We start from the raw sequence: 25,695 nt of genomic DNA, 5'->3' as shown, positions 1-25,695 counted from the left end.
TGTTTCAGGCGTGGCTTTTTGCCCAGCGCACGATGTCTTGGGTAGTCATTGCGCCGGCTTGGCGGGCAACTTCGCGGCCGTCCTTGAACAGAATCAGTGTCGGAATGCTGCGGATCTGGAATTGCTCGCTCAAGTCGGTTTGTGCCTCGGTGTCGATCTTGCCCAAGCGCATCGTCGGCTCGAGTAAGCCGGCCGCCTGCGCAAAGGCGGGCGCCATCATTCGGCAAGGACCGCACCAAGCCGCCCAAAAATCCACTAGCAACGGGATATCGCTGCGGCGCACATGCTTGTCGAAATTGGCCGCCGTCAATTCCAGCGGATGAGCAGTAAACAGCGGAAGGTGGCATTGGCCGCATTTCGGATGTTGGCTGAGGCGTGCGGCAGGCAGGCGGTTGATGGCTGCGCAGTGCGGGCAGGCTAGGTGAATCGATTCGCTCATGTTGGCCTCTAAATGTGGACTGGTAGCCTTCGCGACGGCGAAGGGTTTGCCGCTTAAACTTGGGACTGGGCCGATAAAAACAAGAGGATGGCCGAAATTAACGCCACAATCCGCCAATTCGCCAGCGTGGTGCTCGTGGCACCGGGGTTACGCTATAACCCAAGAGCGGCGCGTAATTTAGCCAGTGGCTAGGCGCCGCTGGCACCAAGGCTTGTAGGCGGCAAATCCGTTCTGCGGTCGGCGGATGGGTGCGCAGCCAGGAGGGTTCCGGGTTGCCCCAACCGGGAAGCAGCACCGCCAGCCAGCCTTTGCTGGCTTGTTCGATGTGCGCCAGCGCTTGGGCCAAACCCAACGGGTCGCCGGTCAGTATTGCCGCGTTCAAATCGGCGTCGTATTCGCGGGTCCTGGACAAGCCCAATTGCGCCAACAAAGCCAAGTGCGGCGAAAATAGCAAAAGCAGTATCGCCGGCCAGTTGAATTCCAATACGACACCGGCAAACAGCATTGCCGGAATGCTCAATAGCAGAAACAATTGGCCCAGGCTGGCAAATATCGCCGTAATGCGACTGACTACGTCGGCTAGACCCATTACTCGTAGATCGTTATTGGCAATATGCGAAAGTTCGTGGGCCAAGACGCCGGCCAGCTCTCGGGGCGACAAACGTTGCAATAGGCTGTCGCTCAACGCGATCGCCGATTGCTCGCGGCTGCCCACCGCAAAGGCGTTGATGACCGGGCTGGGGAAGAAGTAGGGTGTCGGCACGCCGGGCAATTCGGCGGGTTCGGCCAAAGTTTCCAACATTTGCCATAATGCCGGCGCTTCTTGCGGGTAGATCGGCCGCGCCCTGTAGAAATGCAAAGTCAGGCGCCAGGCGCTGCCGGGCGTGATCAACAGGCCGAAGCCGGCCGCGGCCAACGCCATCCAGACGCCGTCGTCGCCAAATAACAGGCTGCCGGCCAACGAGCAGACGCCTAGCATGGCGCCGACCAATAACACGGTTTGTAGTCGGTTCAGCCAGCGGTGGCTGTGTTGGATGGCGTGGTTCATCGTTTATTCCAGGCCGGCGCGACGCAAGCGGCGGCGCAGGTCGTCGATTTCTTCCTGCATGTCGGCGACCAGCGCCGCCAGTTCGGGTAAGGCCTCGAACTGGCGCTCGATGTTGGCGATGCGTCTTACCCGCAGCAGCGTGGCGCTGGAAAAACGCCATTCGCCGCCGTGCTGGCTTGGAGTTAACAAGCCTTCTTCAATGTGGCGGCTGACCCAGTCGTGGTCTACCGCACACAGCGCGGCGAGTTGCTGCAAAGTCAAGCCGTGTTCCTCGAGCACGGCGTCCAGGGCAATGGCGGTCAACGATCCGGACATGTTTAACTCCTGTGCGTTGCGCGCGGATCGAAAGCCAGCTCGCGCGCCATGGTTTGGTAAAGTTCTTTGGCCTTGTCGGTGTTGGCCGGCGGCAGTACCACTTGGATGTCCAGCAGCAAGTCGCCAGGTGTCGCGCTGGGGATGCCCTTGCCGCGCACCCGTAATTGCTGGCCGCTTTGGGTGCCTTCCGGAATCCGCACTTTCAAACCGGTGTCGAACAGATTGATTGGCAACACTGCTCCGAGTGCCGCTTCCCATGGTGCGACCGGTAATGTCAGATGCAGATTACTGCCGTCTACCCGAAGTTTCGGGTGCGGGTTGAAATGCACTTCCAGCAATAAATCTCCGGATTTGCCGTTGCCTATCCCTGGTGCCCCTTGGCCGGCCAGGCGAATGATCTGGCCTTCGTAGACGCCCTTGGGGATTTTGACGTTCAAGGTACGGGTGTGTAGCGTGACGTGGCCACCGGCGTCCATCGTTGGCACCCGCAGGCTGATCTGGCGGGTGGCTCCGCGAAACGCATCTTCCACGTCCAGCAACACTTTGGCATGATGGTCCTCGCCTTGAGCCTGGAACCCGCCGGCGTGCGCTTCGAACGGGCCGCCGCGGCCGCGTGCTCCCATCCGCCCGAACAACTGACTAAAAAAATCGCCGAAATCGGCCGCGTCTCCGCTGGAGAATTCGAAGCCGGCATCCCAGTTCGGCGGTGGATGAAACTCCTGGCCGGAACGGTAGCCGCGGCCAAGTTGGTCGTACGCCGCACGTTTTTCGGTGTCGGACAACACCGCGTACGCCTCGTTGATTTCCTTCATTTTGGCTTCGGCATCCGGCTCCTTGGAGATATCCGGATGGTATTTGCGCGCCAATTTGCGGTAAGCCTTTTTGATGTCGGCCAATGCCGCATCACGGCTGACACCTAAAATCTGGTAATAATCTTTATATTGCACGCCATGCCTCCTGTGACTGACGTTGGTCAAGCCCAATCGGGCTAGGGATTATATAGACGATAGCCGGCGGGCGAACAATCGCTAAATGCGGTGCGGCGTCGGCCGGTCAATTCAACCGTAACGCTAAATGCCGGCGATTCAAGCGGAAATCAAGGTGAAGGCGGGCGGGGAAGGGGTTGAACTTATCGAGCGAGTCCCTATCTTAAAGAGCAATTCTTTTATCGTTTTGGTAGAATGAAGATTCCGGGGGTGACATGGCTTCGACGTGGGTAGCAAAACCTCAGGTGCATGCCGAGCACAGTACAGCTCGTAAAACCTACTGAAAAAAAGTATTCGCAAACGACGAAAACTACTCAGTGGCCTTAGCAGCTTAAAACCTGCACCACTTCTCTGACCAGATGTACTTATGCGTCTGGAGTCTCTTTCGAGAGGCGCTCAGGGATCATATTACATAAGATCGCGCCAGGGCTTAGTTCGGAGCCTGAATCGCTAAATCCAATCGAAATCGCTGTTGATCCTCTTGGCCCGACGGGTAGTCAACAGTTAAATTAAAAGCGCGGGATAAGCATGTAGAGCTTGTGGCGGAGTGCTTGCGGACGGGGGTTCAATTCCCCCCACCTCCACCAATCAACCCATTGAAAGATAAAGAAAATAATTTTTTATCTTTCGGTCTTTGGCGGTAAATTGGCGTTTCCTAATTGCAGGAAACGCCATTTATTTGCATTATTTGCACATCGCGAAATTTACTCATTATCCTGAAGTGCCGAGTTTCCGGCGGATCGAAGGATGGCAACGGCGTAACCAAAATTCACATCGAAAAATTTGCGCAAAAACCGCGCTGGCTAGGGGTATGAATTTCGGTAGGGCGGGCATGGGATGGTCCTGAGTCAGCTGAATAGCGTCTGAGCGAGTTGCCAAGCTGATATTAAGAAGTCGGCGAACTGTTGGAGATAGCTTCTCCGATAAATAAAAGGACGAAAAAGATGCTCAGGTGAGGGGTTTTTAAGTGAACAGGTGGTAGATCGTTTGTTCTTTTTTGAGTAGCAGATAAGGCTGGCCTAATGATCTCTATTGGTAGTAGGCTAACTTTTTGACTTGGTCTGGATGGGGTGAACGATGGGGCTCGAACCCACGACAACCGGAATCACAATCCGGGGCTCTACCAACTGAGCTACGCTCACCATAATGGATGATTTTCGCGATGGCACGCTTGGCAGGACTCGAACCTGCGACCCTCGGCTTAGAAGGCCGATGCTCTATCCGGCTGAGCTACAAGCGCAAATCTTGGTCGGGGTAGAGAGATTCGAACTCCCGACATTCTGCTCCCAAAGCAGACGCGCTACCAGACTGCGCTATACCCCGAATTGACCTTCTTTTTATCCCCGAAGAGCCTTAGCGCTTCAGAAAGATCGCCATGATAGGCGTTTATTCGGAATGCGTCAACTACTTTTTTTCTTATGCCGGATATGACCGTTTTGAGTTCGGCGGCGGCATTGTGATAATCATGCGATCATTGTTTACAAACTATTGATAAAAAAGAATTTCAGCGCTAGTCGAAGCCGAATTCCAGCGCATCGACTTTTTGGAAGCCTCGCGGCAACGCGGTGCCGCGATTCGCCCGGCTTCCGGCGTATTGTTCGATATCGATTTTCTTCAACGTGACGAAACGTTTGCCGGAAATCACCTTCAGCTCGCCGGCCGCGGAAATAGCCGTGGCGGCGACTACGGCATCCTTACCGTTAGCCAAGTCCGACGCCGGGATCTGAATCAGCTTGTTGCCTTTGCCTTTGGCCAGTTCCGGTAAATCCTGGACCGGGAAGATCAGCAGCCGGCCCTGCAACGTCGCCACTGCCAGCAAGTCACGTTCCGGCGCAATCGGCACCGGCGTTAACGCTTTGGCTTTTTCCGGGATGGTCAGCACCGCTTTGCCAGCCTTATTTTTACTGTACAGCTCTTTCAACTGTACCCGAAAGCCGTAACCGGCGCTGCTGCACATCAACACCCAGTCGTCCGCTTGGCCGGTAAACACGGCGGTAAACAGGCTGCCGGGCGGCGGATTCAGGCGGCCGGTCAAGGGTTCGCCCTGGCTGCGCGCCGACGGTAAATCGTGAGTGGTGACGGTATAGACCCGGCCGGTCGAATCCAATACGTAAGCCGGTTGCGTGGTGCGCCCCTTGGCCGAGGACAGATAGCCGTCGCCGGCGCGGTAACTCAAACCCTCCGCTTCGATGTCGTAGCCCTTGGCTGCTCTGATCCAGCCCTTTTGCGACAGGATCACGGTGACCGGTTCGTTGGCGATCAGTTCGGTGGTGTCCAGCGCTTGCGCCGCCTCGCGTTCGATGATCGGCGAGCGGCGGGCGTCGCCGTATTTCTCGGCGTCGCGTTCGATTTCTTTACGGATCAAGCGATTCAACAAATGCGCCGACCCCAGCGTTTTTTCCAGCGCCTGGCGCTCTTGCTCCAATTCGTCCTGCTCGCCGCGAATCTTCATTTCTTCCAACTTCGCCAGATGCCGCAGTTTCAATTCCAGAATGGCTTCGGCCTGCACGTCGGTCAAACCGAACCGCGCCATCAGCACCGGTTTGGGATGGTCTTCGTGGCGGATGATGGCGATGACTTCGTCGATGTTCAGGTAGGCGATCAGCAAGCCTTCCAGGATATGCAAGCGCGCCAGCACCTTGTCCAAACGGTATTGCAGACGCCGGCGGACGGTTTCGGTCCGAAACGCGATCCATTCCGTCAGAATCTGTCTGAGGTTTTTGACCTGCGGCTTGCCGTTCAGGCCGATCATGTTCAGGTTGACTCGGTAGTTTTTCTCCAGATCGGTGGTCGCAAACAAATGCGACATCACCGCATCGAAATCGGTGCGCTTGGTTTTTGGAATGATCAGCAAGCGAGTCGGGTTTTCGTGGTCGGACTCGTCGCGCAAGTCCTCGATCATCGGCAACTTTTTTGCCAGCATTTGCGCCGCAATCTGTTCCAACAACTTGGCGCCGGACACCTGGTGCGGCAACGCGGTGATGACGATGTTGCCGTCTTCGATTTCGTATTTGGCGCGCATTTTCACCGAGCCGTTGCCGGTCAGATACAGCTTTTGCAGATCGGCGGCCGGCGTGACAATTTCGGCGTCGGTCGGAAAATCTGGCCCCTTGATATGTTCCAACAAGCCTTCCAGCGGCGTCTCCGGCTCGTCGAGCAGTTGCAGCACGGCGGCGGCGACCTCGCGCAAATTATGCGGTGGAATGTCGGTGGCCATACCGACCGCGATGCCGGTGGTGCCGTTCAGCAGTACATTGGGCAAGCGCGCCGGCAACAGCGAAGGTTCCTGCAAGGTGCCGTCGAAGTTGTCCACCCAATCGACCGTGCCCTGGCCCAGCTCGCTGAGCAGGGTTTGGGCGTAGGCGGTCAGCCGCGATTCGGTGTAACGCATCGCCGCGAACGATTTGGGATCGTCTGGCGAGCCCCAGTTGCCCTGGCCGTCGATCAGGGGATAACGGTAGGAGAAATCCTGCGCCATTAGCACCATGGCTTCGTAGCAGGCCGAGTCGCCGTGCGGATGGTATTTACCCAGTACGTCGCCAACGGTGCGCGCGGATTTTTTGTATTTGGCTAACGCGGTCAGCCCCAGTTCGGACATCGCATAAACGATGCGGCGCTGCACGGGTTTGAGGCCGTCGCCGATGTGCGGCAAGGCCCGGTCCAGAATGACGTACATCGAATAATCGAGGTAGGCCTTCTCGGTGAAATCTTTTAGCGGAAGTTGTTCGAAGTTTTCTTGTGCACCCATGAATTGCTGGCTTTCCTTGGAATGAGGCTCGGGACGGCGAATTTGCGGGCGCTACGATACCACACCGGCGCAACTTTGAACCGGCAATCGAATCGGCGGTAACGGCCGCCGCAACCGATGCCGGATGGCTCAACCGCCGAGTTCGCCGATCCGGCGTTGCAGAAAACGCCGCTCCGGTTCCTGCTTTGCCAATGCCAGCGCCATTTGGTAGGCGTGCAGCGCAGAATCGGTACGCCCCAGGCGGCGCAATAAGTCGGCGCGGGCGGCGTGGGCCAGATGGTAGTCGGCCAGATTGCCTTCGGCCAGGATAGCGTCGATCAAAGCCAGGCCGGCGGCGGGGCCGTCGCGCATGGCGATGGCAACCGCGCGGTTCAATGCAATGACCGGCGAAGGTGCTAGCTTCAACAATACCTCGTATAACCCGGCGATTTGCCGCCAATCGGTAGCGGCCGCCGAGGTTGCGCCGGCGTGAACTGCGGCGATAGCGGCTTGTAGGGCGTAGACGCCGTAACCCGGCTGGCGCAAGGCTTTTTCCACCCGTTGCAAACCTTCCTCAATCAGGGCCGAGGCCCATAAAGACCGGTCCTGCTCCTCCAGCAAGACCAGTTCGCCGTCGGCGCTGCAGCGAGCGGGACGGCGCGATTCGTGCAATAGCATTAATGCCAGTAACCCTTGCACTTCGGCGGCCGGCAATAATTCGAGCAACAGCCGGCCCAGCCGAATCGCTTCCGCGGATAAGTCGGGACGGTTTAACTCCGGCCCGGACGAGGCCGAGTAACCTTCGTTGAATACCAAATACACCACCTGCAACACCGGCGGCAAGCGTTCGGTCAGCTCGCCGCGTTCCGGGGTTCGGTACGGAATTTTGGCGTCGCGGATTTTGGCCTTGACACGGACGATGCGTTGCGCCAGGGTCGGCGTCGGTAACAGAAAGGCGCGGGCGATTTCCTCGGTGGCCAAACCGCACACTTCGCGTAACGTCAGCGCGACCTGGGCTTCGGCCGGCAGCGCCGGATGGCAACAGGTAAAGATCAGTCGCAGCCGGTCGTCTTCCAGGCCGTCGCCGTCGAGATCGGGCGACGCCGATTCGGTTCCGGCGACTTGTTCCATATCTTCGTATAAGTCGTAGCGGCTTTGTCGGCGCAGTTTATCGACGCCTTTGAAACGGCCGGCCGATACCAGCCAAGCGCGTGGATTGGCCGGGATGCCGTCGCGCGGCCATTGTTCCAATGCGCTGCGAAACGCATCGTGCAGGGCTTCCTCGGCAATGTCGAAATCGCCGAGCAGCCGAATCAGCGTCGCAAACACCCGCCGCGATTCGGCGCGGTAAAGCGCATCGATATTGTTGCGGACCGCCGCGGCGGTTTCGGCGGTCGGCTTCACGGTGGTTGGCGGTTGGCGGTCCGGGTCGCGCATATCGGCTGGAAAAGGCAAAGGCAGTGTCGGGATTGGTGTCGCATACTACCAAACCAAATCAGTGGATACGGCAAAAACTGCCCCGGTTCGGTTTTGCCAGAACGGTTCGGAACGAGAGCGATGGCGGAAGGGCGAAAACGCACCTCCGGCCACCGCGTGCCGGAGGCGCTTACGAAATCAACGGTGTTGGCGATTGTGCCGGCCATGGCGGCCGCAAGCTTCGATATTGCTGCCGGTATTGGTCGATGCATCCCGCGCGGCGACGCCGGTGTCGGCGAAGTCGGTAAACAAACCGTCCAAGCCCAAGTCGTAGTAATAAGTCATTTCCGCTTGCGGGTCGGCGAAGCCGTAGCCGCTGGCGTCGTTGCGGAAGGTCCAGGTATGGACTTTCAAACCCTTGGCGTGAGCCAGTTCCAACACGCCGGTGCTGCCGTCGACGCGGCGGTCGTTGATGGTGATCGCGCCGTCGCCATTACGGTCGATGTTGTCGGCCACGGTTTTAACCAGATACGGTTTCCATGGCCCGATCGCGTCGGCGTAGGACGCCACAAAATCCAGACCGTCCGCGGTCAACAGGTCGGCAAAGGTGCGGGTATCGCCCGCTTTGACGAAGTCGTAAGGTTGTTTGTAAGGCGGCACCAACGAGATCGAGCCGTCGGCGTTGACGTCGTCGGCGTCGATCAATTGCACCAGATTGATGTCGGTTTTCTTGCTCAGGTATTGCAGATTACCGACTTCGAAGGATTGGATAAACACCGGCGCGCATTCGCTGTTGCCGTATTCGGCGTGCAATTTTGCCAATAGCCGGTTTTCGAAATAATGGCGGCCGAATTGGCGCCGGCCGTTGGCATTACGCAGATCGGCGTGGTAGGTGGAATGCTTGATTTCCGGATAAATGCCTATCGTGCGGCCGCTCAGGCGCGACTGGCTCTTAGCCAGGGCGATCACTTCGTCCAGCGTCGGAATCTGGTACAGGCCGTTGAATTCCTGTGGCCGGTTGGCGCGCGGTTGCACGGCGCGCAGCGTTTTGATTTCGGCCAGGGTAAAGTCGTTGGCGAACCAGTCCTCGACTTCGACGCCGTCCAACAGGCGTTTGCTCTTGCGGTCGGCAAATTCGGGATGGCTGGCGACGTCGGTGGTCGCGCCTATCATCGGCTCGTGGCGGGCGATCATTTTGCCGTCCTTAGTCAATACCAAATCCGGTTCGATGAAGTCGGCACCTAACTCGATGGCTTTGGCGTAGCCTTCCAGGGTGTGTTCCGGCAAATAACCTGACGCGCCGCGATGGCCGATCACCAGCGGCACCTGCGTGCGCGGCGGGTGGTGGCGTTTGAAATCGGCGTCGGCAAGTGCTGGCATGGCAAAGCTGGCGGCTAAGGCCAGCGGTAATAGATGAAATACGTAAGATTTTGGCATGGTTTGTTCCTTAAATTAATCCGGTTGCTGCGTTGAAACCGAAAGTAGCCGAACGGCACGCCGTCCGGCCCCGACATCAATTAGTCGCGGCCCCACTCGTTTTTGCGGTCTCGGCCGGTTTGCGCCGGCAAGGTTTTGCTGAACACTACCGCGCCGTTCAGGTCTTTCAGTTGCACTGTCATGGCCCGGCTACGCTGGTCGATGTCGACTTGGCCGAAGAATTGCAGCCCGGTATAAGGCGACAGGTTGGCCTGGCCGGCCGGCGGTGCCTTGCTGAACACCACTTGCGGACCGAAAGTGCCGTCGGTACTGTTGGGCCCGAACGAGCCGGCGTTCAACGGGCCGGAAACGAATTCCCAAAACGGCAGGAAGTCTTTGCTGGCGGCTTTGGCCGGATCGTAGAAATGCGCGGCGGCGTAATGCACGTCGGCGGTCAGCCAGACGATGTTTTTGATGCGCTCATCCTTGATGAATTTCAACAAACGGGCGATTTCCAACTCGCGACCGGCGGCCGGGCCGTGATTGCCGTTGGCGATCGCTTCCCAGCGTGGCGTGCCGTCCGCCAATTGGCCGTCGCCGATGTTCAAACCAATCGGCATGTCGGCGGAAATGACTTTCCAGGTCGCATCGGAGCGTTCCAATTCCTGTTGCAGCCAGGCCAATTGCTCTTCGCCCAGAAAGGCGGTGTCCAGGCTTTCCTCGGTTTGCAGGTTGGCGGTGTTGGGGCCGCGGTAGCTGCGCATATCGATGACAAACACGTCCAGCAATTTGCCGTAAGACAATTTGCGGTAGATCCGTTCCGGTTCCTCGGCGGTATGCGGCCGTATTGGTGCGTATTCCTGGAAGGCGCGGGTGGCGCGGGCGATCAGGGTCGGGATGTTTTTCTCGGTGTAACGGCCGTCGGCGCTCAAGTCTTTGGCGTCGGACCAGTTGTTGACCACCTCGTGGTCGTCCCACTGCCAGATTTGCGGGACTTCGGCGTTAAAACGGCGCACGTTGGCGTCCAGCAGGTTGTATTTGTAGCGGCCGCGGAATTCGTTCAGCGTCTCGGCGACTTTGCTGACTTCCGGCGTCACTAAGTTGGTCCAGACCTGGCCGTTTTCGGCAACCACGCTGTCTTTGATCGGGCCGTCGGAATAGACGCTGTCGCCGCTCTCGATGAAGAATTGCGGATGGACCTGGCGCATTGCTTCGTAGATTTTCATGCCGCCGAAACTTTCGTTGATGCCCCAGCCTTGGCCGGCGATGTCGCCACCCCAAACAAAACGGATGTTGTCGCGTTTGCCCAGCGTATGGAATTTGCCATTGACGACTGCGCTTTTATTGCGAGCGTTGGTCAGGTCTTCGAACCAGACTCTGACGTAAACATCCTTGCCGTCGTCCAGGTCGGTCAAATCCTGGCGGGCGGTGAAATCGGACTCGGCCATCGCGTACGGGCCGCGGATCAACACCGAGTCGGCGAAGCTTGGATTGTAGGCGTATTCGACGAACATCCGCGCCGGGCGGTCGGCACGGCTCCAAATGATCGCCCGGCCCGGCGCCAAGTCGCCGATCTGGATGCCTTGTTCGATCTGCGGCGCGTCGCCGGTTTCGGCGTGGACCGGCAGCAAGGCCGACAAGCCGGCCAGACTCAAGGCCAAAACCAACGGTTTACTGCGAAATTTACGGAAGTGTTGCATGAGGTGGGCTCCCAAGGCGGTTTGATGAGCCGGGGATTATAGGAACGGCACAATGACAGGACGGTTAAGGTCCGGTTACAGGAAGATTGCAATTGCGCGAGCCGAGAGCAAGTCTTTGAGCGTTAGATAAGTCTGTTGCTCGAAGCCGATGGTTTTTGTGATGCAAATCTCATTTCGGCATGGATGTTGCTAGGCTTCATTTTTCTTTCGCTTTCTATATCAAATAGTTACGATTGGTCTATTATTGCGCTCTTGAATCGGCGGCTATAGGCAGTTCGCGCTAAATTGCGGATAGCGGCCGTCTCAGGCTGCGGCGGAGATACGCCGCCCGGCAGGGAAAGCGACACAATAACTATAAAAGCAAGAGGTAGGAAACATGATTAAACCCGGAGACACGCGGCGCGGAGCCCGTTCCAAAAAACCGAATCGGCTGCTGACGATTCCGACATCCCACATTTGCGAGCTGGTGCGCTGGGTCTTGGAAACCGGCGGCGTAGCTTACCGCGAACAAGGCAGCGCGCCGGTATTGCATTTGCTGCCGTTCCGGTTGGCCGGTGGCGGCGGCCAGGCCATGCCGGTATTCGTCAGCAGCGAGGCGACGCTGGATAACTGGCGCGACATCGTCGAATACATCGATGCCCGCTTGCCGGCCGAACGCCGCCTGTTTCCGGCCGGCGCCGCGGAGCGGCAAACCACCGGCGAATTGCTGGGTAAACTCGATGCGCTGGGTCTGGCGACCCGCGACTATGCCTATTCGATGCTACTGCCGCACCCGGAGATTTTGCTGCCGGCCTGGCGGCGCGGCATTGCGAGTTGGCAACAGGTCATTCTGGAAAAGGCCTATCCGTATATCCGCACGGCGATGCAGAAAAATCTGCCGGTCGGCGCCGATTACGTCCAACCCAACCGCGCCAAAATCGAAGCGCTGTTCGGCGAAATCGACGCCTTGTTAAACGACGGTCGGGCGTATCTGAGCGGGGCGCAACCCGGTATCGCCGATTATGCGCTGGCGGCACTTGCGGCGCCGGTGATTTTTCCGGACCAATACGGCGGCGAATTTCCGGCCTTAGACAGTTTGCCTCAAGAATACCAGGCATTTTGCCGGCAGCTACGTGCCAGCCGCAGCGGCGAGCTGGCGCTGAAAATGTACCGCGAACACCGGCCTCCGCGCCAAGCAGAGCTGGATCACCATCCGACTTCGACCACGCCGCAGAATCTGGCGTCTTACTACTTGGCGCGCGGCATCGCCCAATTGACCGGCGCCAAGGTACAGCGGCCGCTGTTCGGTTTGCTGCGCAAGCATAAGCCGGTGCTGGTGCTGGGCAAGTTCGGTATCGTCACCCGCGACGCCGACGTGCGCGAGACGCTGGCGCGCGATACCGAATTCACCATCGCCGAAATCAACGCGCCCAACATGCAGCGTTTGAACGGGCCGTTCTTTCTGGGCATGGACCGCTCCGAGCAATACAGCCGCGAGCAGGGCGCATTGCGGCGGGTGATCCAGCCCAACGAAGCCGATCTGATCCGGCGCATCGTCCGCCACCACTGCGACGAATTGGTGCAAGCCGCATTGCCGGTGGGCCGGATCGATATGGTGTCGCAACTGGCGCGGCCAGCGGCGCGGCGCTTTATCGAAGATTATCTGGGCGTGCCTGGCCCCGATGAAGTGACGATGATGCGCTGGATGCGCTCGCTGTTTCACGACCTGTTTTTGAATTTGGCCAATAACCGCGGGATTCAGCAAACCGCCGAGCAATCCTTCCGGGAAATGGGGCCGTATCTGTTGAATCTGATCGCCGAACGCCGGCAGCGCCTGCAAAACGGCGAAGTTTTCGAAGACTTCCTGTCGCGCCTGATCAAAATGGGACTGGACGGCCAGCACGATCTGGACGACGACGGCATCCGCCGCAATATCTCCGGTCTGATCGTCGGTGCCTTGGACACCACCTCGATGGCCAGTACCCTGATCGTCGAACAATTCCTGGCCAAGCCGGACGTGTTGGCGCGGGCCAAGCAAGCGGTCGACGACGAAGACAAGCTGCTGCACCTGTGTTTCGACGTGTTCCGCTTCAACACGATGGCGGCAGCGATGCGGCGGCATTGCAAAAGCGGCGCGGAAATCGCCGGCGTGAAAATTCCGCCAGGCAGCGAAGTATTCGCCTTCACCGCGTCGGCGATGTTCGACGAAAGCGCCTGGCCGGAACCGTTCAGCGTCCGCGACGACCGGCCGTTGGACCGATACCTGCATTTCGGCGACGGCATGCACCGCTGTTTCGGCGAGTACGTCAACCGGATCCAGATTCCGTTGATCGTAGGCAGTTTGCTGAGATTGAACAATCTCAGGAAATGCGGTTGCCTGCTGTACGACGGCCCGTTCCCCGATCAATTCGTGCTGGCGTTCGATCGGTAATTTCTACCAGACCATAATAATTTCAAGAGGACTTTGCTATGCAACAGAATCCGATGACCGTTATCACGGAAATTTTGCCGGACAAGCTGGAGGTGCTGAAAACCTATCTAGAACCGATCGGGCTGGATATCAAGAATAAGAAGAGCCAGGAGATATCTTTTGCCGCCTACGACCATCTGCATTACTGCACCTTCTTCGTCATACCCGGCGACCATCCCTCGCCGGGCAGTTCGCCGGCGCCGGCCTTGCTGGCGTTCGAGGCCAATATCGACGGCGAAGTTAAAGATTTCGTCAACGAATTGATTGAGAGGAATCCTGATTTCGTCAACAAAGTCTATAGCTGCTGCGTCGGTTATCCGGGCAGCGACGCCGGCCAGTTGGCGGCTTACCTGCTGGCTAACGACCAGGGCGCCAATGCGTTCTACGTCGCCCATCCCGGCCAGAACCGCAATACGATTTACCGGCAGCGGGAAATCCGCGGCCATATCGAAAAATTCATCGACGACAAGCGCAGCGAATTGGTCGGCCAGACTGAAGCGCAGATCCAGGCCGCGGTGGTGCAGCATTTGCAGACGGTGTATCCGGCCGGCATTCCCAAGATCGCGGCGCAACCGTTTTTGACGCTGTACGGCGACAAGTTATTCAATGCGCTGTTGGCGTTGGTAGGCATCGTTTTGGTCGGCGGTTTTTTCGGCTGGTTCGGGCCGTTTACCGAGTTTCTGGCGACGCTGGCCGTGCTGGGTGCGGTGGCGTTCGGCGTCGTACTGCGCTGGCACGAAATGCGCGACAAGCAGGACGACAAGCCTTGGGTGGTGTCCGAGCAAATGCAGGCGATTCAGCGCGTGGAAGACCGCCAATTGCAAAACCATTTGACCAGCGTCATCGAAATCAAGCCCGGCAATTTCCGGTTTTACACGTTGAAAGTGGTGTTGGCCGGCATCAATCTGGTCGCCAAACTGGTGGCGACCAAAGGCAATTTGAGCGGCATCGTCACGATCCATTTTGCCCGTTGGGTGATCCTGCCCGGCAATGCCGGCGGCCGCCGGCGTCTGCTGTTCATGAGCAACTACGACGGCAGTTGGGAAAACTACCTGGGCGAATTCATCGACCACGCCAGCGTCGGTTTGACCGCGGTCTGGAGCAACACCCAGCAAGCCAAGGACAGAGGTTTTCCGGATACGCAGTGGTTGGCGTTGCGCGGCGGTTCCCGCGACGAGCAGCGTTTCAAAAACTTCGCCCGTAACAGCCAGTTGCCGGAATTGGTCTGGTACAGCGCCTATACCGATCTGTCGGTGAAAAACATCGAAAACAACCGCCGCATCCATGCCGGCCTGTTCTCCACCACCGATCTGGCCGCCTGGCTGAAATGCTTATAAGGATCTGAACCATGACAACGATAAAACTAGACGAAGTGCAAGGCATCGTATTCAGCGGCTACAACAAATACATGGCCAATGCCAGTTATTATCTGCTCCGCATCGAAGACGCCGGCAAAACCAAAGCCTGGTTGAAAAATCTGGTCGACAGTGGCCGAATCAGCCACGGCGCCGAAAAGCCGGACGACACCACCGAAAACCGCCTGAACTTGGCGATCAGCTATCCCGGCTATTGCAAACTGGAGGCGGACGCAGCCAAGCGTTACAGTTTCGAACTGTCGTTTCGCGAAGGGATGAATTCCGAACACCGCTCGGCCTTGCTCGGCGACCGCGGCCCCAACGATCCGGGCAAATGGAACTGGGGCAACGGCAATAAGGAAGTCGACATTCTGCTGATTCTGTTTTCCAAGGACGACGCGATTCACGCCGCCAGTTGCAGCAGTTTCGAAAAAGGCTTCAAAGCGGCCGGCTTAAGCAAAATCGACCGGCTGGATGCCGGCGCCAAGGTACAAAACCAGCACGGTTTCGTCCGCGAGCATTTCGGCTTTGCCGACGGCATTTCCGATCCGGTGGTGGACGGCTTTCCGACCGTGACCGGCGCCGGCGAAATCGCGACCGGGGAGTTTTTATTGGGTTACCCGAACCAGTACGACGGCAAGAAGACCCAAATGCCGGTCAGCGAGCAGTTCGGCGCCAACGGCACTTACCTGGTGTTTCGCCAGCTTAAACAAAACGTCGGCGAATTCTGGCAGTTCATTAACGACGAAGCGAAAAGGCAGGGTATCGATCCGGAATATCTGGCGGCCAAGTTTGTCGGCCGCTGGAAAAGCGGGGCGGTGGTGGCGCCGGGGGAGAAGACCGACCCCGATAAAATCAACAACAGTTTTACTTTTGCCAACGACAAGGACGGTACCGGCTGCCCGTTCGGCTCGCACATTCGTCGCGCCAATCCGCGCGGGGTCGGTTTAGGCGAAAACGAGGCCGAATCGCTGAAAGTCGCCAATCGCCACCGTATCTTGCGCCGCGGCCGTAGCTACGGCCGCTTCCTCGAAGATCCGAGCCAGGACACCGGCAAGGACGAACGCGGTCTGCTGTTCATCTGCCTGAACGCCAATATCGAACGCCAATTCGAATTCGTGCAACACACCTGGATCAATAACCTCAAATTCGCCGGTTTGTACGACGAAGACGATCCGTTGATCGGCAGCGCACTGGAAACCGACCGCAAGTTTACGATCCAGGACGAACCGTTACGCCGCCGCGTGTGCGGCTTCCAACAGTTCGTCACGACCCGCGGCGGGGCTTATTTCTTCCTGCCCAGCTTGACGGCGCTGGGCATGTTGGCCGCGTCCTAGCCATTGCCGCAGGCGGCAGCGGATACCGCTTCCGCCTGCAAGCCGCTAATCTGCGCCGATTCCCGGCATGGCGACGTATCCGGGCAATTCCCGGATACGCTGCATCCAGGCCAGCACGGCCGGGAACTCGGCCAATGCCACACCGCCCTCCGGCGCCAAGGCCACGTAAGGATAACAAGCGATATCGGCAATGGTCGGCTGGCTGCCGGCCAGCCAGGCGTTAGTCGCCAATTGCCGTTCCAGCACTTGCAAGCCCAGTCTGCCGTGTTGCTGGCATTGCTCGACATCCCAGGGCCGGTTGAATTTTTTCGCGGCCCGCGCTCGAGCCAAGCCGTATAGCAGTTCGTTTTGCGCCAGACTAAGCCACTGCATCACCTCCGCCATCGGTTTGGCCGCCAACGGCAGCCATTGTTCGCCGCCGTATTGTCGCGCCAGATACAGCAAAATCGCCGAAGAATCCCAGATTAGTACGCCGGCGTCCTCCAACACCGGGATCTGGCCGCGCGGATTCAGGCGCAGGAAATCCTCGGATTTATGCTGGCCTTGCATCAGATCGACCGGTACCCGTTCGTAATCGATACCCAGCAAGCCGCACAGCAGGCGGATTTTGTAGCAATTGCCGGATAACTCCATGTCGTACAGTTTCATCATGTCGGTTCCTATCGGTTGTCGAGCGATTGTAAACGATTGGCCGGTTCCCCGCGGCGCCGGGTTCGGGGTGGTACGGGTTCAGGCTCGCTGGTTGGCTTATGCCGCGTAGGCGTAGAAACGGACGCTATTTCGTGCCGCCTACTAAATACCGTCCGCTGTCGGCGCCGGATTTACTTCTAAGTTGCTGTGCCGAGGCGGGCGGCCATGAAAAAAACCTGTAACTTACAAAGGGTTAGTTTTTTTCGGCGGAAGCGCAGCCGTTGGCTCGCAAATTGAATTGCTTGAGTTCAGGGTGGATTAAGGCCGCGCGATGCGGTGGCCGATTCGGCACGCGTCGGCGTCCGCCCCGTAACGGCGCATCCGGCGCTATCGCTATTTACTACGAGGGTTTTGCAATGCCAACATACAGTTATCCGCACAACAACGTGCAAGCGTTATTTTCCTTGGCCACCGACGGACCGGACGTGAAGCACGTACTGGAATCGCTGCGAATTTTTTTGTCGCAGTTGGCCGACGACTACATCGACCTGCGGCCGGAAGTCGCCGAATTGGCTTTGGATGTGCGCGATTCGCCGGAGAGTGACGTCTTCGGATATTTATCCAAATTTCTCACGACAAATCGAGCCAAGGAACCGTTCGTAAAAGTCAGTTATGCAAAATTGAACGAGATGCTGACGAATCCTTTTTTGCAAATAAAAGTCGGCTATAGCGGCTGTAATTCGATTATGGTCGTGCTCGGTAAAAACGCGGCCGATGATCTGGAGATTTTCGTGAAAAACGGCGAACTCAGCCGAGCCGGGTTGATTCCGAAGCCGCCCGGACACGGCGGGCAGCGTAGCTTCGCTTCGCCGACGCCGCCCCCGCCGCCTTTGCCTGCGATGCCGTGCGATAGCAAGATTCAGAAATACATGCCGCCGCCGTTACCGGCCCCACCGGTCGCGGCCAAGCTGCAAAAATACTTGGCAAGGTAATCTCGATTTGCCGCCGGCGTTCGCGACGGCCGAATTTGGCGGCAATCGCGGTGCCGGAGCGGTGGGCATTCCCAAGTAAAACGCTCGGGATTCGACTCCGGCGCGGAAATCATGCAAACTGCCGGCAACAGTTTTAAGCAGCGCCGTTTCGGCAAGGAGTCAAAGCTATGAATACAGATCCCTGCACCTATGTGATCTTCGGCGCCACCGGCAATCTGGCGCGGCTGAAATTGATGCCTGGGTTTTACCATTTGCAACTGGAGAAAAAACTGCCGGACGACACCCGGATTGTGGCGGTCGGCCGCCGGCCCTGGGACAGGGCGACTTGGTTGGCGGAAGTGAAAAACCTGTTGCAGGAGCAATCGAAAACGCCGCTGGACGAAGCCGAGTTCGCCCGCTTCGCCGAGCGCCTGGATTACCATCGCGGCGATCTGGACCAGGCCGAATGCTACCGGACGCTGGCCGAAACCCTCGGCAACCGGCCGCATTTTTCGCGCAATGTCGCGTTTTATCTGGCGATAGGCCCCGGTGATTTCGGTAACGTGATCGAGTCCCTGAGCGGCGTCGGCCTGCTCAACGAAGAATACGGCTGGCGCCGGGTCGTGATCGAAAAGCCGTTCGGTTACGATTTGGAGAGCGCGCAAGCGCTGCAAAAACGTCTGAGCCGCTATTTAAGCGAGGACCAGATTTACCGGATTGACCACTACCTGGGCAAGGGCATGGTGCAGAACGTGTTGGTGTTCCGTTTTGCCAACGTCATGCTGGAACCGTTGTGGAACCGCAATTACATCGACCACGTGCAAATCACCCACGCCGAAGAACTGGGTATCGGCAGCCGCGGCGAATATTACGACAGCGCCGGCGCCTTGCGCGACATGGTGCAAAGCCACCTGCTGCAACTATTGACCCTGGTGGCGATGGAGCCGCCGGTATCGATGGACGCCGAATCGCTGCGCGACGAAAAAGTCAAAGTCCTGAAATCGATCCGGCCGATTCCGAAGTCGGCCGTACACGCCCACGCTTTCCGCGGCCAATATGGCAAGGGCAGCATCGGCGGCCACAAAGTCCCGGCCTACTTGGAAGAACCCAATATCCCGGCCGAAAGCACCACCGAGACCTATGCCGCGGTGAAATTGCTGATCGACAACTGGCGCTGGCGCGGCGTGCCGTTTTATCTGCGCACCGGCAAGCGCATGGCCAAGGGCCAGTCGTCGATTTCGATTTGTTTCCGCCATCCGCCGCTGCAATTTTTCCGCGACACCCAGGTGCACTGCATGACGCCGAACTGGGTGCTGATGGGTATCCAGCCCGACGAATGCATCCGGATGGAAATGACGGTCAAGGAAGCCGGTCTGGAGATGCGTACCCGCACCACCAGTCTGGATGCCAGCTTCCGCCAGCCTGACGAGCGTCGGGTCGACGCTTACGAAGACTTGCTGCTGGACGTCATGAAAGGCGACCGCTCGCTATTCCTGCGCTTCGACGAAGTGGAATACGCTTGGCGCATCGTCGATCCCATCCTGCAAAACTGGGCGATCGAACGCGACTATATCCCCACCTATCCGGCCGGTTCCTGGGGGCCGGAGGAAAGCCGGCGCCTGTTCGAGAAGGAAGACCAATATTGGCGCAGTTCTCTGCTGCCGGAGTGCCATCCGTAGACCTGCCGGCAAAACATCATTCCAATGCCACCGGTCCCCAAAAGCCGGCGCCCGCCGGCGCTAAGTTGACCAGTTTCTCGTTGACGAACTCATAGAAACCGCGCTCGGCCAATTCGCGGCCGAAGCCGGAGTTTTTGATGCCGCCGAACGGCAGTTCCGGTGCGCTCCAGACCGGTTGGTTGACGAATACCATGCCGCAGTCGATTTGCGCGGCAAGCGTGCGGCCGCGTTCGATGTCGGCCGTGAATACCGAGGCGCCGAGGCCGTAGGGCGTGGCGTTAGCTAATGCAATCGCCTGTTCGGCGTTGTCGACCGCGTGGAACGCTGCGACCGGCCCGAACAGTTCCTGGTTAAACGCCGGATTGCGTTCGTCTATGTCCGTAATCACGGTCGGTTGCAGAAAGTAACCGGGCCGGGCGAGGCGTTTGCCGCCCAGCGCAATGTGCGCGCCGGCTTGCCGGGCTTGGCCGATTTGATCCAGCAACCGGTTCAAGGCTGTTTCCGACGCCACGGGTGCCAGCGTCGTTTGCGGATTCATAGGATTGCCGGCCCGAAGCGCCGCTAACCGCTCGACGAATCCGTCCAGAAAAGCCGCGGCGCGCTGGCGGCCGACCACGATAATCAGCTTCGAGCCGACGCAGCATTGACCGTTGTTGAACATCCTGCCGAATACCGCACCGTCCAGCGCCGCTGTCAGCGGCGCGTCTTCCAGCACGATCAGCGGATCGCTGCCGCCCATTTCCGCGACGACTTTTTTTAATGCCCGGCCGGCGCGTTCGGCCACAGCCGCTCCGGCGCGTTCGCTGCCGGTGATCGTGACGCCGCGAATGCGCGGGTCGGCAATGGCTCGGCCGATTTGCTCGATACCGGCAAACAGATTGGTGTATACGCCATTCGGCGCGCCGGCGTCCGCGAACAACTGCGCCAAGGCCAGCGCCGCTTGCGGCACGTTTTCGGCGTGCTTCAGCAACAGTACGTTGCCGGCCATCAACTGCGGCCCGGCTACGCGAACTACCTGGTAATACGGGAAGTTCCACGGCGCTATGCCCAGAATCGTGCCGATCGGCTCGATCGACACTTGGGCATTCGGCGCATTCGGCAAGGTTTTGGGTTTTAGAAAGGTCGCGGCATTGTCGGCGTAATAATCCAGGATCGAGGCGGCAAGCTCGACTTCGGTTTCAGCTTCCCCGATCAGTTTGCCCATTTCCAGCGTCAAATATTGTGCGTATTCGGTTTTGCGTGCCCGCAGCAGCGTGGCTGCTTTGGCGACGATGCCGGCGCGTTCGCCGACCGAGCGGCGGCGCCATTCGCTTCGGTAAGTACGGTCTGCGTCGGCGATGGCGCGCTCCAGTTCGGTATCGGAGACTTCGGGAAAGGAGGCGATCAGTTCGCCGCTGGCGGGGTTGATGGATTGGTAAGTCATGGGCGGATCCTGGGTGAAAACGGCGAAAGGCCGGCCCGTACGGGGCCGGCCGCGTGGTTTAGGAACGGTCGGTCACGCCCGGCGTCAGCATCAGGTTAACCGGCAGCTTTTCCTGCAGCGTGTACGGGCTGGCCTGGTTTTCCGCCACCCAGCGTTTTTCGGCGACCGATTCGAACGGCGGCGGTAATTCGCCCTGCAACGACCACAAGTCGAACGGCGTTTCATCGATAGATATTTCCCAGTCGTAGCCACGTTCCTTGACGTATGGCGCGACCACGGCATCCAGCGTGCGGATCCACCACTCTCGTAGGATAGCTCCGGGAATGGTCCTGGCGATCTGGTCCACCTTGAAGCGGACGAATTTGTTATGCGGCTTGCCGCCGACGAAGCAGTTACCCTTATCAATCTCCTCGAACAGGATCACGACGTAAAACTTGGGTATCGGCACGCCGGCATATATGCCGGTGATGCGTTCTGCCAGTTCTTGTTTGTCTTCGGCGCTGAAGGCGCCGGTCGGATGGTAGACTTTCCACAAAGGCATGGTGATTCTCCTGAATTTGAAGTATAGGGACCGGCCGGTTTGAGGCCGTTAAAATCCGAATCCGGCCGCCTGGCGCCGGCAGCGAGCCGAACTCGGGTGACGCGCCGTGTGCTCGGGTTTTGCGAACCCCTTGGGAGGAATATGAGCCCAACGGCGGCGTCGGGGCTTACTCTAGGCCGGCGGCAGCCGTGGGTAAAATGGCGAATTTTCATGTGCGGATGAATATTTTCGATGCCGGTTTTCGAAGCGTGTTCGCTAACATGCGGCGCTAAAACTTTGTGGGAATCCAGCCATGGCCGATTTACGAAGCTTCGATTTGAATTTACTGGTCGCTTTCGATTGGCTGATGCGAGAACGCAGCGTGTCGCGGGCGGCGGAGCGGATGTTCATCAGCCAATCGGCGATGAGCCATGTGCTGCAGCGCTTGCGCCAGCAGTTGGAAGATCCGTTGCTGGTGAAGACCCCGGCCGGCATGGTCCCGACCGCCAGGGCCTTGGCACTGGTCGAGCCGGTAGCGGCGGTGCTGAAGGAGGTGGAAGGCTTGATCAAGGCGCCGGCCCCGTTCGATCCGGCCGGCAGCCGGCGCTCGTTTACAATCGCCGCCACCGATTACGTCGAAGCCTTGCTATTGCCGAAACTGGCGCCGCGCATCGCCCGCCAGGCGCCGGGGGTGAACATCCATTTCAAACGCACCAGCAGCCGATTTCCGCTCGAAGCGCTGGAGCAGGGCGAAATCGATCTGGTTTTGGGTTTCGAAGTGATGCTAAACCCGCCCAAGTATCTGCATTGCCAGACCTTATTCGACGACTGCATGGTGTGCGTGGCGCGGATCGGCCATCCGGTCGTGAATCCAGACTTGACCCTGGAGCAATACATCGGCTTGCCGCACATCCTGCTGTCCCGCACCGGCGCGGGTAGCGGCCAGGTCGATAGCTGGTTGGCCGAGCGCGGCCTGGAGCGGCGGGTGGCGCTGACGGTTTCGCATTTTTTGTCGGCGCCGTTGATTGTGGCGCAAACCGACCTGGTCATGGCCTACCCTAAGCGCACCGCCGAACAGCTCGCGCAAAGCCAGCCGCTGCAATGGGTGCCGTTGCCGCTGGATTTGCCGGATTACGCCACGGTCATGGTGTGGCATCCGTTGCAAGACCAGGAGCCGGCCAATGTTTGGCTGCGCTCCGAAATCCGCGCCGCTTGCGCCGAGCTGGGCGCTTAACCGAATTGCGGTTCACCCAGTTCCGGAAAATAGCGCAGTTGCATGCGCCGGCAATATTCGGTCAAGGCCGGTTGCGCCAGCGCATAGTCCTTGACCGGCGAGGCAACCGGGCAGGCCAGCAGGTTAATCAAAATACCGTAGGCGGAAGCGTCGACGCCGGCGGGTTGGTCGCCGAGCAGGTAGGCTTGGCCCGCCAGTGCGACGGCCAACGCGGCTACGTCCTGCCGGCCCAACTCGAATGCCTGTGCGGCCGGCAAGCGGCCGATGCCGTGGCCGCGAATCTGGCTTTTGATGCGCAGTCGGTAAAGGCTGGCGACACTATCGGCCAGCAGCGGCGGTAGGCCCTGAAAAATCGCTTGCTTGTTGATGCGCCAATTCTCCGGCCCGGTCTGCCAGCGGCTATACATGCAAACCCAGTACAAATGCTCTTCCAGCAGGCGTTGCCAAGCCAGGGCTTGGGCTTTTTGTCGCGCGGTGAGGGTTTGGTCCGGCCCGTCGCTGAAACGCTGTTGCAGATAGCCGATAATGATCCGGCTATCGGCGATTTTGCGGCCGTCGTGTTCTATGTAGGGCAGTTTGCCCAGCGGTGCGGCAAGCGGCAGCGTTTCCACTATCCGGTACTCGATTTCGGCCATGCGCAGATAAGTTTCCAGCTTGACGCAAAACTGGCTGGGGTTCGGAATATGCCAAGCTCTTCGAAATTGATGCAACGTGACCATCGGTATTTCTCCGCTAAGCAAACAAGCCGTTAAAGGGGTAAACTCGGATTGCCGCAAACTCGGCATTATCGGGGTTCGGCGTTGGTATAGAAACCCCGCGAATTTCTAATTTCGCTACAGCGGCAAGTAAAGCAGCGGAGAGAGTTTTCGATGGTAAACCGCAAGTTGTTGACCGACGTTCACTTTGCGCAAAATTGCGCCATCGCCCGCGCCTTGACCAGACGTTACGCTGTCGCATTAATGCTGGTTGCCGCGCTGTCCACCGCGGCGTGGATTAGCTTACGTCTGGTTATTACGGAGCAGCAAAGTACCGCCGCGATTGTCAATGTCAGCGGCCGCCAGCGCATGCTTAGCCAACGCACCGCATTGTTTGCCAATTTACTGGCGATGACGCCGCCGCCAGGGCGGCCGGCCATCCGCAGCCAACTGCAGGATGCGGTCGATTTGATGGAGCGTTCCCATCGGGGCTTGACGCGCGGCGATCCTGCCATGGGTTTGCCCGCCAGCCATTCGCCGAAGGTGCATGCCATGTATTTCGACGCTGGCGGCGGAGTGGACGCCCAAGTGGCGGCGTATATCCAAGCGGTTCGGCAACTGCTGCAACTGAGCGACGAGGCTTTGACCGCAGACAATCCGTTATTGCTTCAAATTACCCGTACCGCACCGACCACGCTGGTGGCGGCTCTGGACGCCATGGTTAAACAGTACCAAGCCGAGGGTGAAGCAAATGTCAGACGGGTCGAAACTACCGAAACCGCGTTGTGGCTGTTGACGTTGGCCTTGCTGGCGTTGGAAGCCGGCTTGATCTTTCAGCCGTTTGTCAGACATATCAATCGTGTCGTCGGCAAACTGCAACAGGCTACCGGCGAATTGCAGCTACACCGCGACCATTTGGAAGAACTGGTCCGGCAGCGCACTGAGGAGTTGCAGAGCAAAAGTGCGGAATTGGCCGAGAGCATGGAAAAATTTCGGCTGATCAGCTCGGCTGCCCAGGATGCCATCGTTATCATCGGCAAAGATGCTGAAGTAGTGCATTGGAATCGGGCGGCGGAACAGCTATTCGGATACAGCGAAGCCGAAGCGTTGGGCCGGAATCTGCACGAAATGATCGTGCCGGCGCCGATGCGCGATTTTGCCCGGGCCGGTTACCAAAAGTTCGAGCAGACCGGACAGGGCATCATGATCGGTAAAACCATTCAGGCCTCGTCGCTGAGAAAAGGCGGAGACGAGTTTCCGATCGAGCTGTCGATTTCTGCGGTCAAACTGCAAAATTCCTGGCACGCGCTGAGCATCATCCGCGACGTTACCAAGCGCAAGGGCATCGAAGACACCTTGCGCCGCAACGAGGAACAGCTCCGCTTCGTGTTGGAAGGTGCCGAATTGGGTTTTTGGGACTGGAATATCCGGACCGGCGAGGTGCTGCGCAATTCGCGGTGGGCGGAAATGCTGGGATACAGCCATGACGAAATCCGACATACCACGCAGCAATGGACCGATTTCGTCCATCCCGACGACCGGGAGCAAGCCTGGCAGTCGATTCTGGACGTGATCGAAGGCCGTTCGCCGGCGCATAAATTGGAATACCGGATGCTGCATAAGGACGGCAGCATTCGCTGGATTTTGGATCAAGCCAAGGTCATGCAGCGCGACGCGGCCGGTAAGCCGATCAGGATGAGCGGTACCCATTCCGACATTACCGAGCGCAAGCGGCTGGAAGCGGAACTTACCCGGCAGGCGCGTACCGACCATCTGACCGGCGTCAGCAGCCGCGGTTACTTCATGGAGCAGGCCGAACAGGAGCTTGCCAGCGCGCTACGCTACCGCAATCCGCTGGCGATGTTGATGATGGACATCGATTTCTTCAAGCAGGTCAACGATATACACGGCCACAAGGCCGGCGACGCAGTGCTGAAGAAATTGGCCGACGTATGCCGGGAAACCTTGCGCGAAGCGGACATCATCGGCCGCCTGGGCGGCGAGGAGTTCGCAGTTTTGCTGCCGCAGACCGATAAAGGCAACGCAATCGACGCGGCGGAGCGGTTGAAAGAGGCGCTTGGGAAGGCCAGGGTGCCGCTCGATGGGGCTATGCCGCTGAGTTTCACCGTTTCGATCGGCGCGGCCGCATTAAGCGCCGGCGACGGCAGTGTCGATGCGTTGCTGAATCGGGCCGACCAGGCGCTGTACCGGGCCAAGCACAGCGGGCGCAACCGGGTCTGCGTCGCGGCCGGCGAATAGCGGCGGCGTTTCTAATCCGCTTTCAAGCTCGCGTGCTGATTGCGGCGGATTAAACCCGGTCGCCTCGCAAATCCGGTATTGTCGAGACGATACCGG

Annotated in this window: 19 protein-coding genes, 3 tRNA genes and 1 other RNA gene; 8 read left to right on the top strand and 15 right to left on the bottom strand. The window is 58.7% G+C overall.

The features are described from left to right. Positions 1–4 precede the first annotated feature (4 nt). The 4 genes from trxC to MKFW12EY_RS18060 form a co-directional block, all read right to left on the bottom strand. On the bottom strand, positions 5–439 hold the full coding sequence (gene trxC / locus MKFW12EY_RS18075) for a thioredoxin TrxC (protein ID WP_221053519.1): 435 nt from the start codon (positions 437–439) through the stop codon (positions 5–7). A gap of 97 nt (positions 440–536) precedes the next feature. Further along, positions 537–1,487, bottom strand: a complete 951-nt coding sequence (locus MKFW12EY_RS18070) for a zinc metalloprotease HtpX (protein WP_054759290.1) — start codon at positions 1,485–1,487, stop codon at positions 537–539. 3 nt (positions 1,488–1,490) lie between these two features. Further along, positions 1,491–1,802: a helix-turn-helix domain-containing protein gene (locus MKFW12EY_RS18065; protein WP_054759292.1), complete on the bottom strand. Its 312-nt coding sequence runs from the start codon at positions 1,800–1,802 to the stop codon at positions 1,491–1,493. 2 nt (positions 1,803–1,804) lie between these two features. Beyond that, positions 1,805–2,749, bottom strand: a complete 945-nt coding sequence (locus tag MKFW12EY_RS18060; RefSeq protein WP_221053518.1) for a DnaJ C-terminal domain-containing protein — start codon at positions 2,747–2,749, stop codon at positions 1,805–1,807. A gap of 245 nt (positions 2,750–2,994) precedes the next feature. Here MKFW12EY_RS18060 and ssrA point away from each other — a divergent pair. Then, positions 2,995–3,375, top strand: a transfer-messenger RNA (tmRNA) gene (gene ssrA / locus MKFW12EY_RS18055). Between the two features lie 479 nt (positions 3,376–3,854). On the opposite strand, the gene MKFW12EY_RS18050 is transcribed toward ssrA, so the two are convergent. From MKFW12EY_RS18050 to MKFW12EY_RS18020, 7 genes are all read right to left on the bottom strand, one after another. Beyond that, positions 3,855–3,930, bottom strand: a tRNA-His gene (locus MKFW12EY_RS18050). A 21-nt stretch (positions 3,931–3,951) separates the two neighbouring features. Beyond that, positions 3,952–4,028, bottom strand: a tRNA-Arg gene (locus MKFW12EY_RS18045). Positions 4,029–4,034: 6 nt separating this feature from the next. Further along, a tRNA-Pro gene (locus MKFW12EY_RS18040) sits at positions 4,035–4,111 on the bottom strand. Between the two features lie 187 nt (positions 4,112–4,298). After that, positions 4,299–6,536 (bottom strand): DNA topoisomerase IV subunit A, encoded by a 2,238-nt coding sequence (gene parC / locus MKFW12EY_RS18035; RefSeq protein WP_221053517.1) that lies wholly within the window; start codon positions 6,534–6,536, stop codon positions 4,299–4,301. A 129-nt stretch (positions 6,537–6,665) separates the two neighbouring features. Then, a complete protein-coding gene (locus tag MKFW12EY_RS18030) occupies positions 6,666–7,952 on the bottom strand; it encodes an RNA polymerase sigma factor (protein ID WP_221053516.1) in 1,287 nt (428 codons plus the stop codon). Between the two features lie 177 nt (positions 7,953–8,129). Beyond that, the gene (locus MKFW12EY_RS18025) at positions 8,130–9,368 is read right to left on the bottom strand and encodes a glycerophosphodiester phosphodiesterase (RefSeq protein WP_221053515.1); all 1,239 of its coding nucleotides are present in this window, start codon (positions 9,366–9,368) and stop codon (positions 8,130–8,132) included. Between the two features lie 80 nt (positions 9,369–9,448). Continuing rightward, positions 9,449–11,047, bottom strand: a complete 1,599-nt coding sequence (locus MKFW12EY_RS18020; protein WP_221053514.1) for an alkaline phosphatase D family protein — start codon at positions 11,045–11,047, stop codon at positions 9,449–9,451. Between the two features lie 376 nt (positions 11,048–11,423). Here MKFW12EY_RS18020 and MKFW12EY_RS18015 point away from each other — a divergent pair, with 376 nt between their 5' ends. From MKFW12EY_RS18015 to MKFW12EY_RS18005, 3 genes are read left to right on the top strand one after another with little or no spacing between them, the layout of a single operon-like run. After that, positions 11,424–13,457 (top strand): cytochrome P450, encoded by a 2,034-nt coding sequence (locus MKFW12EY_RS18015; RefSeq protein WP_054759294.1) that lies wholly within the window; start codon positions 11,424–11,426, stop codon positions 13,455–13,457. A gap of 53 nt (positions 13,458–13,510) precedes the next feature. Further along, positions 13,511–14,833 carry a hypothetical protein gene (locus MKFW12EY_RS18010; protein ID WP_221053513.1) on the top strand — a complete coding sequence of 441 codons (1,323 nt, stop codon included), beginning with the start codon at positions 13,511–13,513 and terminating at the stop codon, positions 14,831–14,833. Between the two features lie 11 nt (positions 14,834–14,844). Then, positions 14,845–16,188 carry a Dyp-type peroxidase gene (locus MKFW12EY_RS18005; RefSeq protein ID WP_054759299.1) on the top strand — a complete coding sequence of 448 codons (1,344 nt, stop codon included), beginning with the start codon at positions 14,845–14,847 and terminating at the stop codon, positions 16,186–16,188. A gap of 45 nt (positions 16,189–16,233) precedes the next feature. On the opposite strand, the gene MKFW12EY_RS18000 is transcribed toward MKFW12EY_RS18005, so the two are convergent. Then, complete coding sequence (locus MKFW12EY_RS18000) at positions 16,234–16,839, bottom strand: glutathione S-transferase family protein (RefSeq protein WP_221053512.1); 606 nt, start codon at positions 16,837–16,839, stop codon at positions 16,234–16,236. A gap of 395 nt (positions 16,840–17,234) precedes the next feature. On the opposite strand from MKFW12EY_RS18000, the gene MKFW12EY_RS17995 reads away from it, so the two are divergent. Next, entirely contained in the window at positions 17,235–17,810 is a 576-nt protein-coding gene (locus MKFW12EY_RS17995) for a hypothetical protein (RefSeq protein WP_054759301.1), read from the top strand. Positions 17,811–17,977: 167 nt separating this feature from the next. Further along, complete coding sequence (gene zwf / locus MKFW12EY_RS17990) at positions 17,978–19,468, top strand: glucose-6-phosphate dehydrogenase (protein WP_054759303.1); 1,491 nt, start codon at positions 17,978–17,980, stop codon at positions 19,466–19,468. A 16-nt stretch (positions 19,469–19,484) separates the two neighbouring features. On the opposite strand, the gene MKFW12EY_RS17985 is transcribed toward zwf, so the two are convergent. After that, positions 19,485–20,891, bottom strand: a complete 1,407-nt coding sequence (locus MKFW12EY_RS17985) for an NAD-dependent succinate-semialdehyde dehydrogenase (RefSeq protein WP_221053511.1) — start codon at positions 20,889–20,891, stop codon at positions 19,485–19,487. Positions 20,892–20,949: 58 nt separating this feature from the next. Further along, positions 20,950–21,432 carry a tautomerase family protein gene (locus MKFW12EY_RS17980; RefSeq protein ID WP_054759305.1) on the bottom strand — a complete coding sequence of 161 codons (483 nt, stop codon included), beginning with the start codon at positions 21,430–21,432 and terminating at the stop codon, positions 20,950–20,952. Between the two features lie 292 nt (positions 21,433–21,724). On the opposite strand from MKFW12EY_RS17980, the gene MKFW12EY_RS17975 reads away from it, so the two are divergent. After that, on the top strand, positions 21,725–22,645 hold the full coding sequence (locus tag MKFW12EY_RS17975) for a LysR family transcriptional regulator (protein ID WP_221053510.1): 921 nt from the start codon (positions 21,725–21,727) through the stop codon (positions 22,643–22,645). Here MKFW12EY_RS17975 and MKFW12EY_RS17970 read toward each other — a convergent pair. Further along, positions 22,642–23,364 carry a glutathione S-transferase family protein gene (locus tag MKFW12EY_RS17970; protein WP_054759306.1) on the bottom strand — a complete coding sequence of 241 codons (723 nt, stop codon included), beginning with the start codon at positions 23,362–23,364 and terminating at the stop codon, positions 22,642–22,644. The genes MKFW12EY_RS17975 and MKFW12EY_RS17970 overlap by 4 nt on opposite strands. 150 nt (positions 23,365–23,514) lie before the next feature. Between MKFW12EY_RS17970 and MKFW12EY_RS17965 the strand changes: the two genes are divergently transcribed. Beyond that, positions 23,515–25,599: a diguanylate cyclase gene (locus tag MKFW12EY_RS17965; protein ID WP_221053509.1), complete on the top strand. Its 2,085-nt coding sequence runs from the start codon at positions 23,515–23,517 to the stop codon at positions 25,597–25,599. Positions 25,600–25,695 lie beyond the last annotated feature (96 nt).

This window comes from Methylomonas koyamae, from assembly GCF_019669905.1.
Classification (GTDB): domain Bacteria; phylum Pseudomonadota; class Gammaproteobacteria; order Methylococcales; family Methylomonadaceae; genus Methylomonas; species Methylomonas koyamae.
Note: the sequence above shows the minus strand (reverse complement) of the source record. Positions and strands in the feature narration are given on the sequence as shown.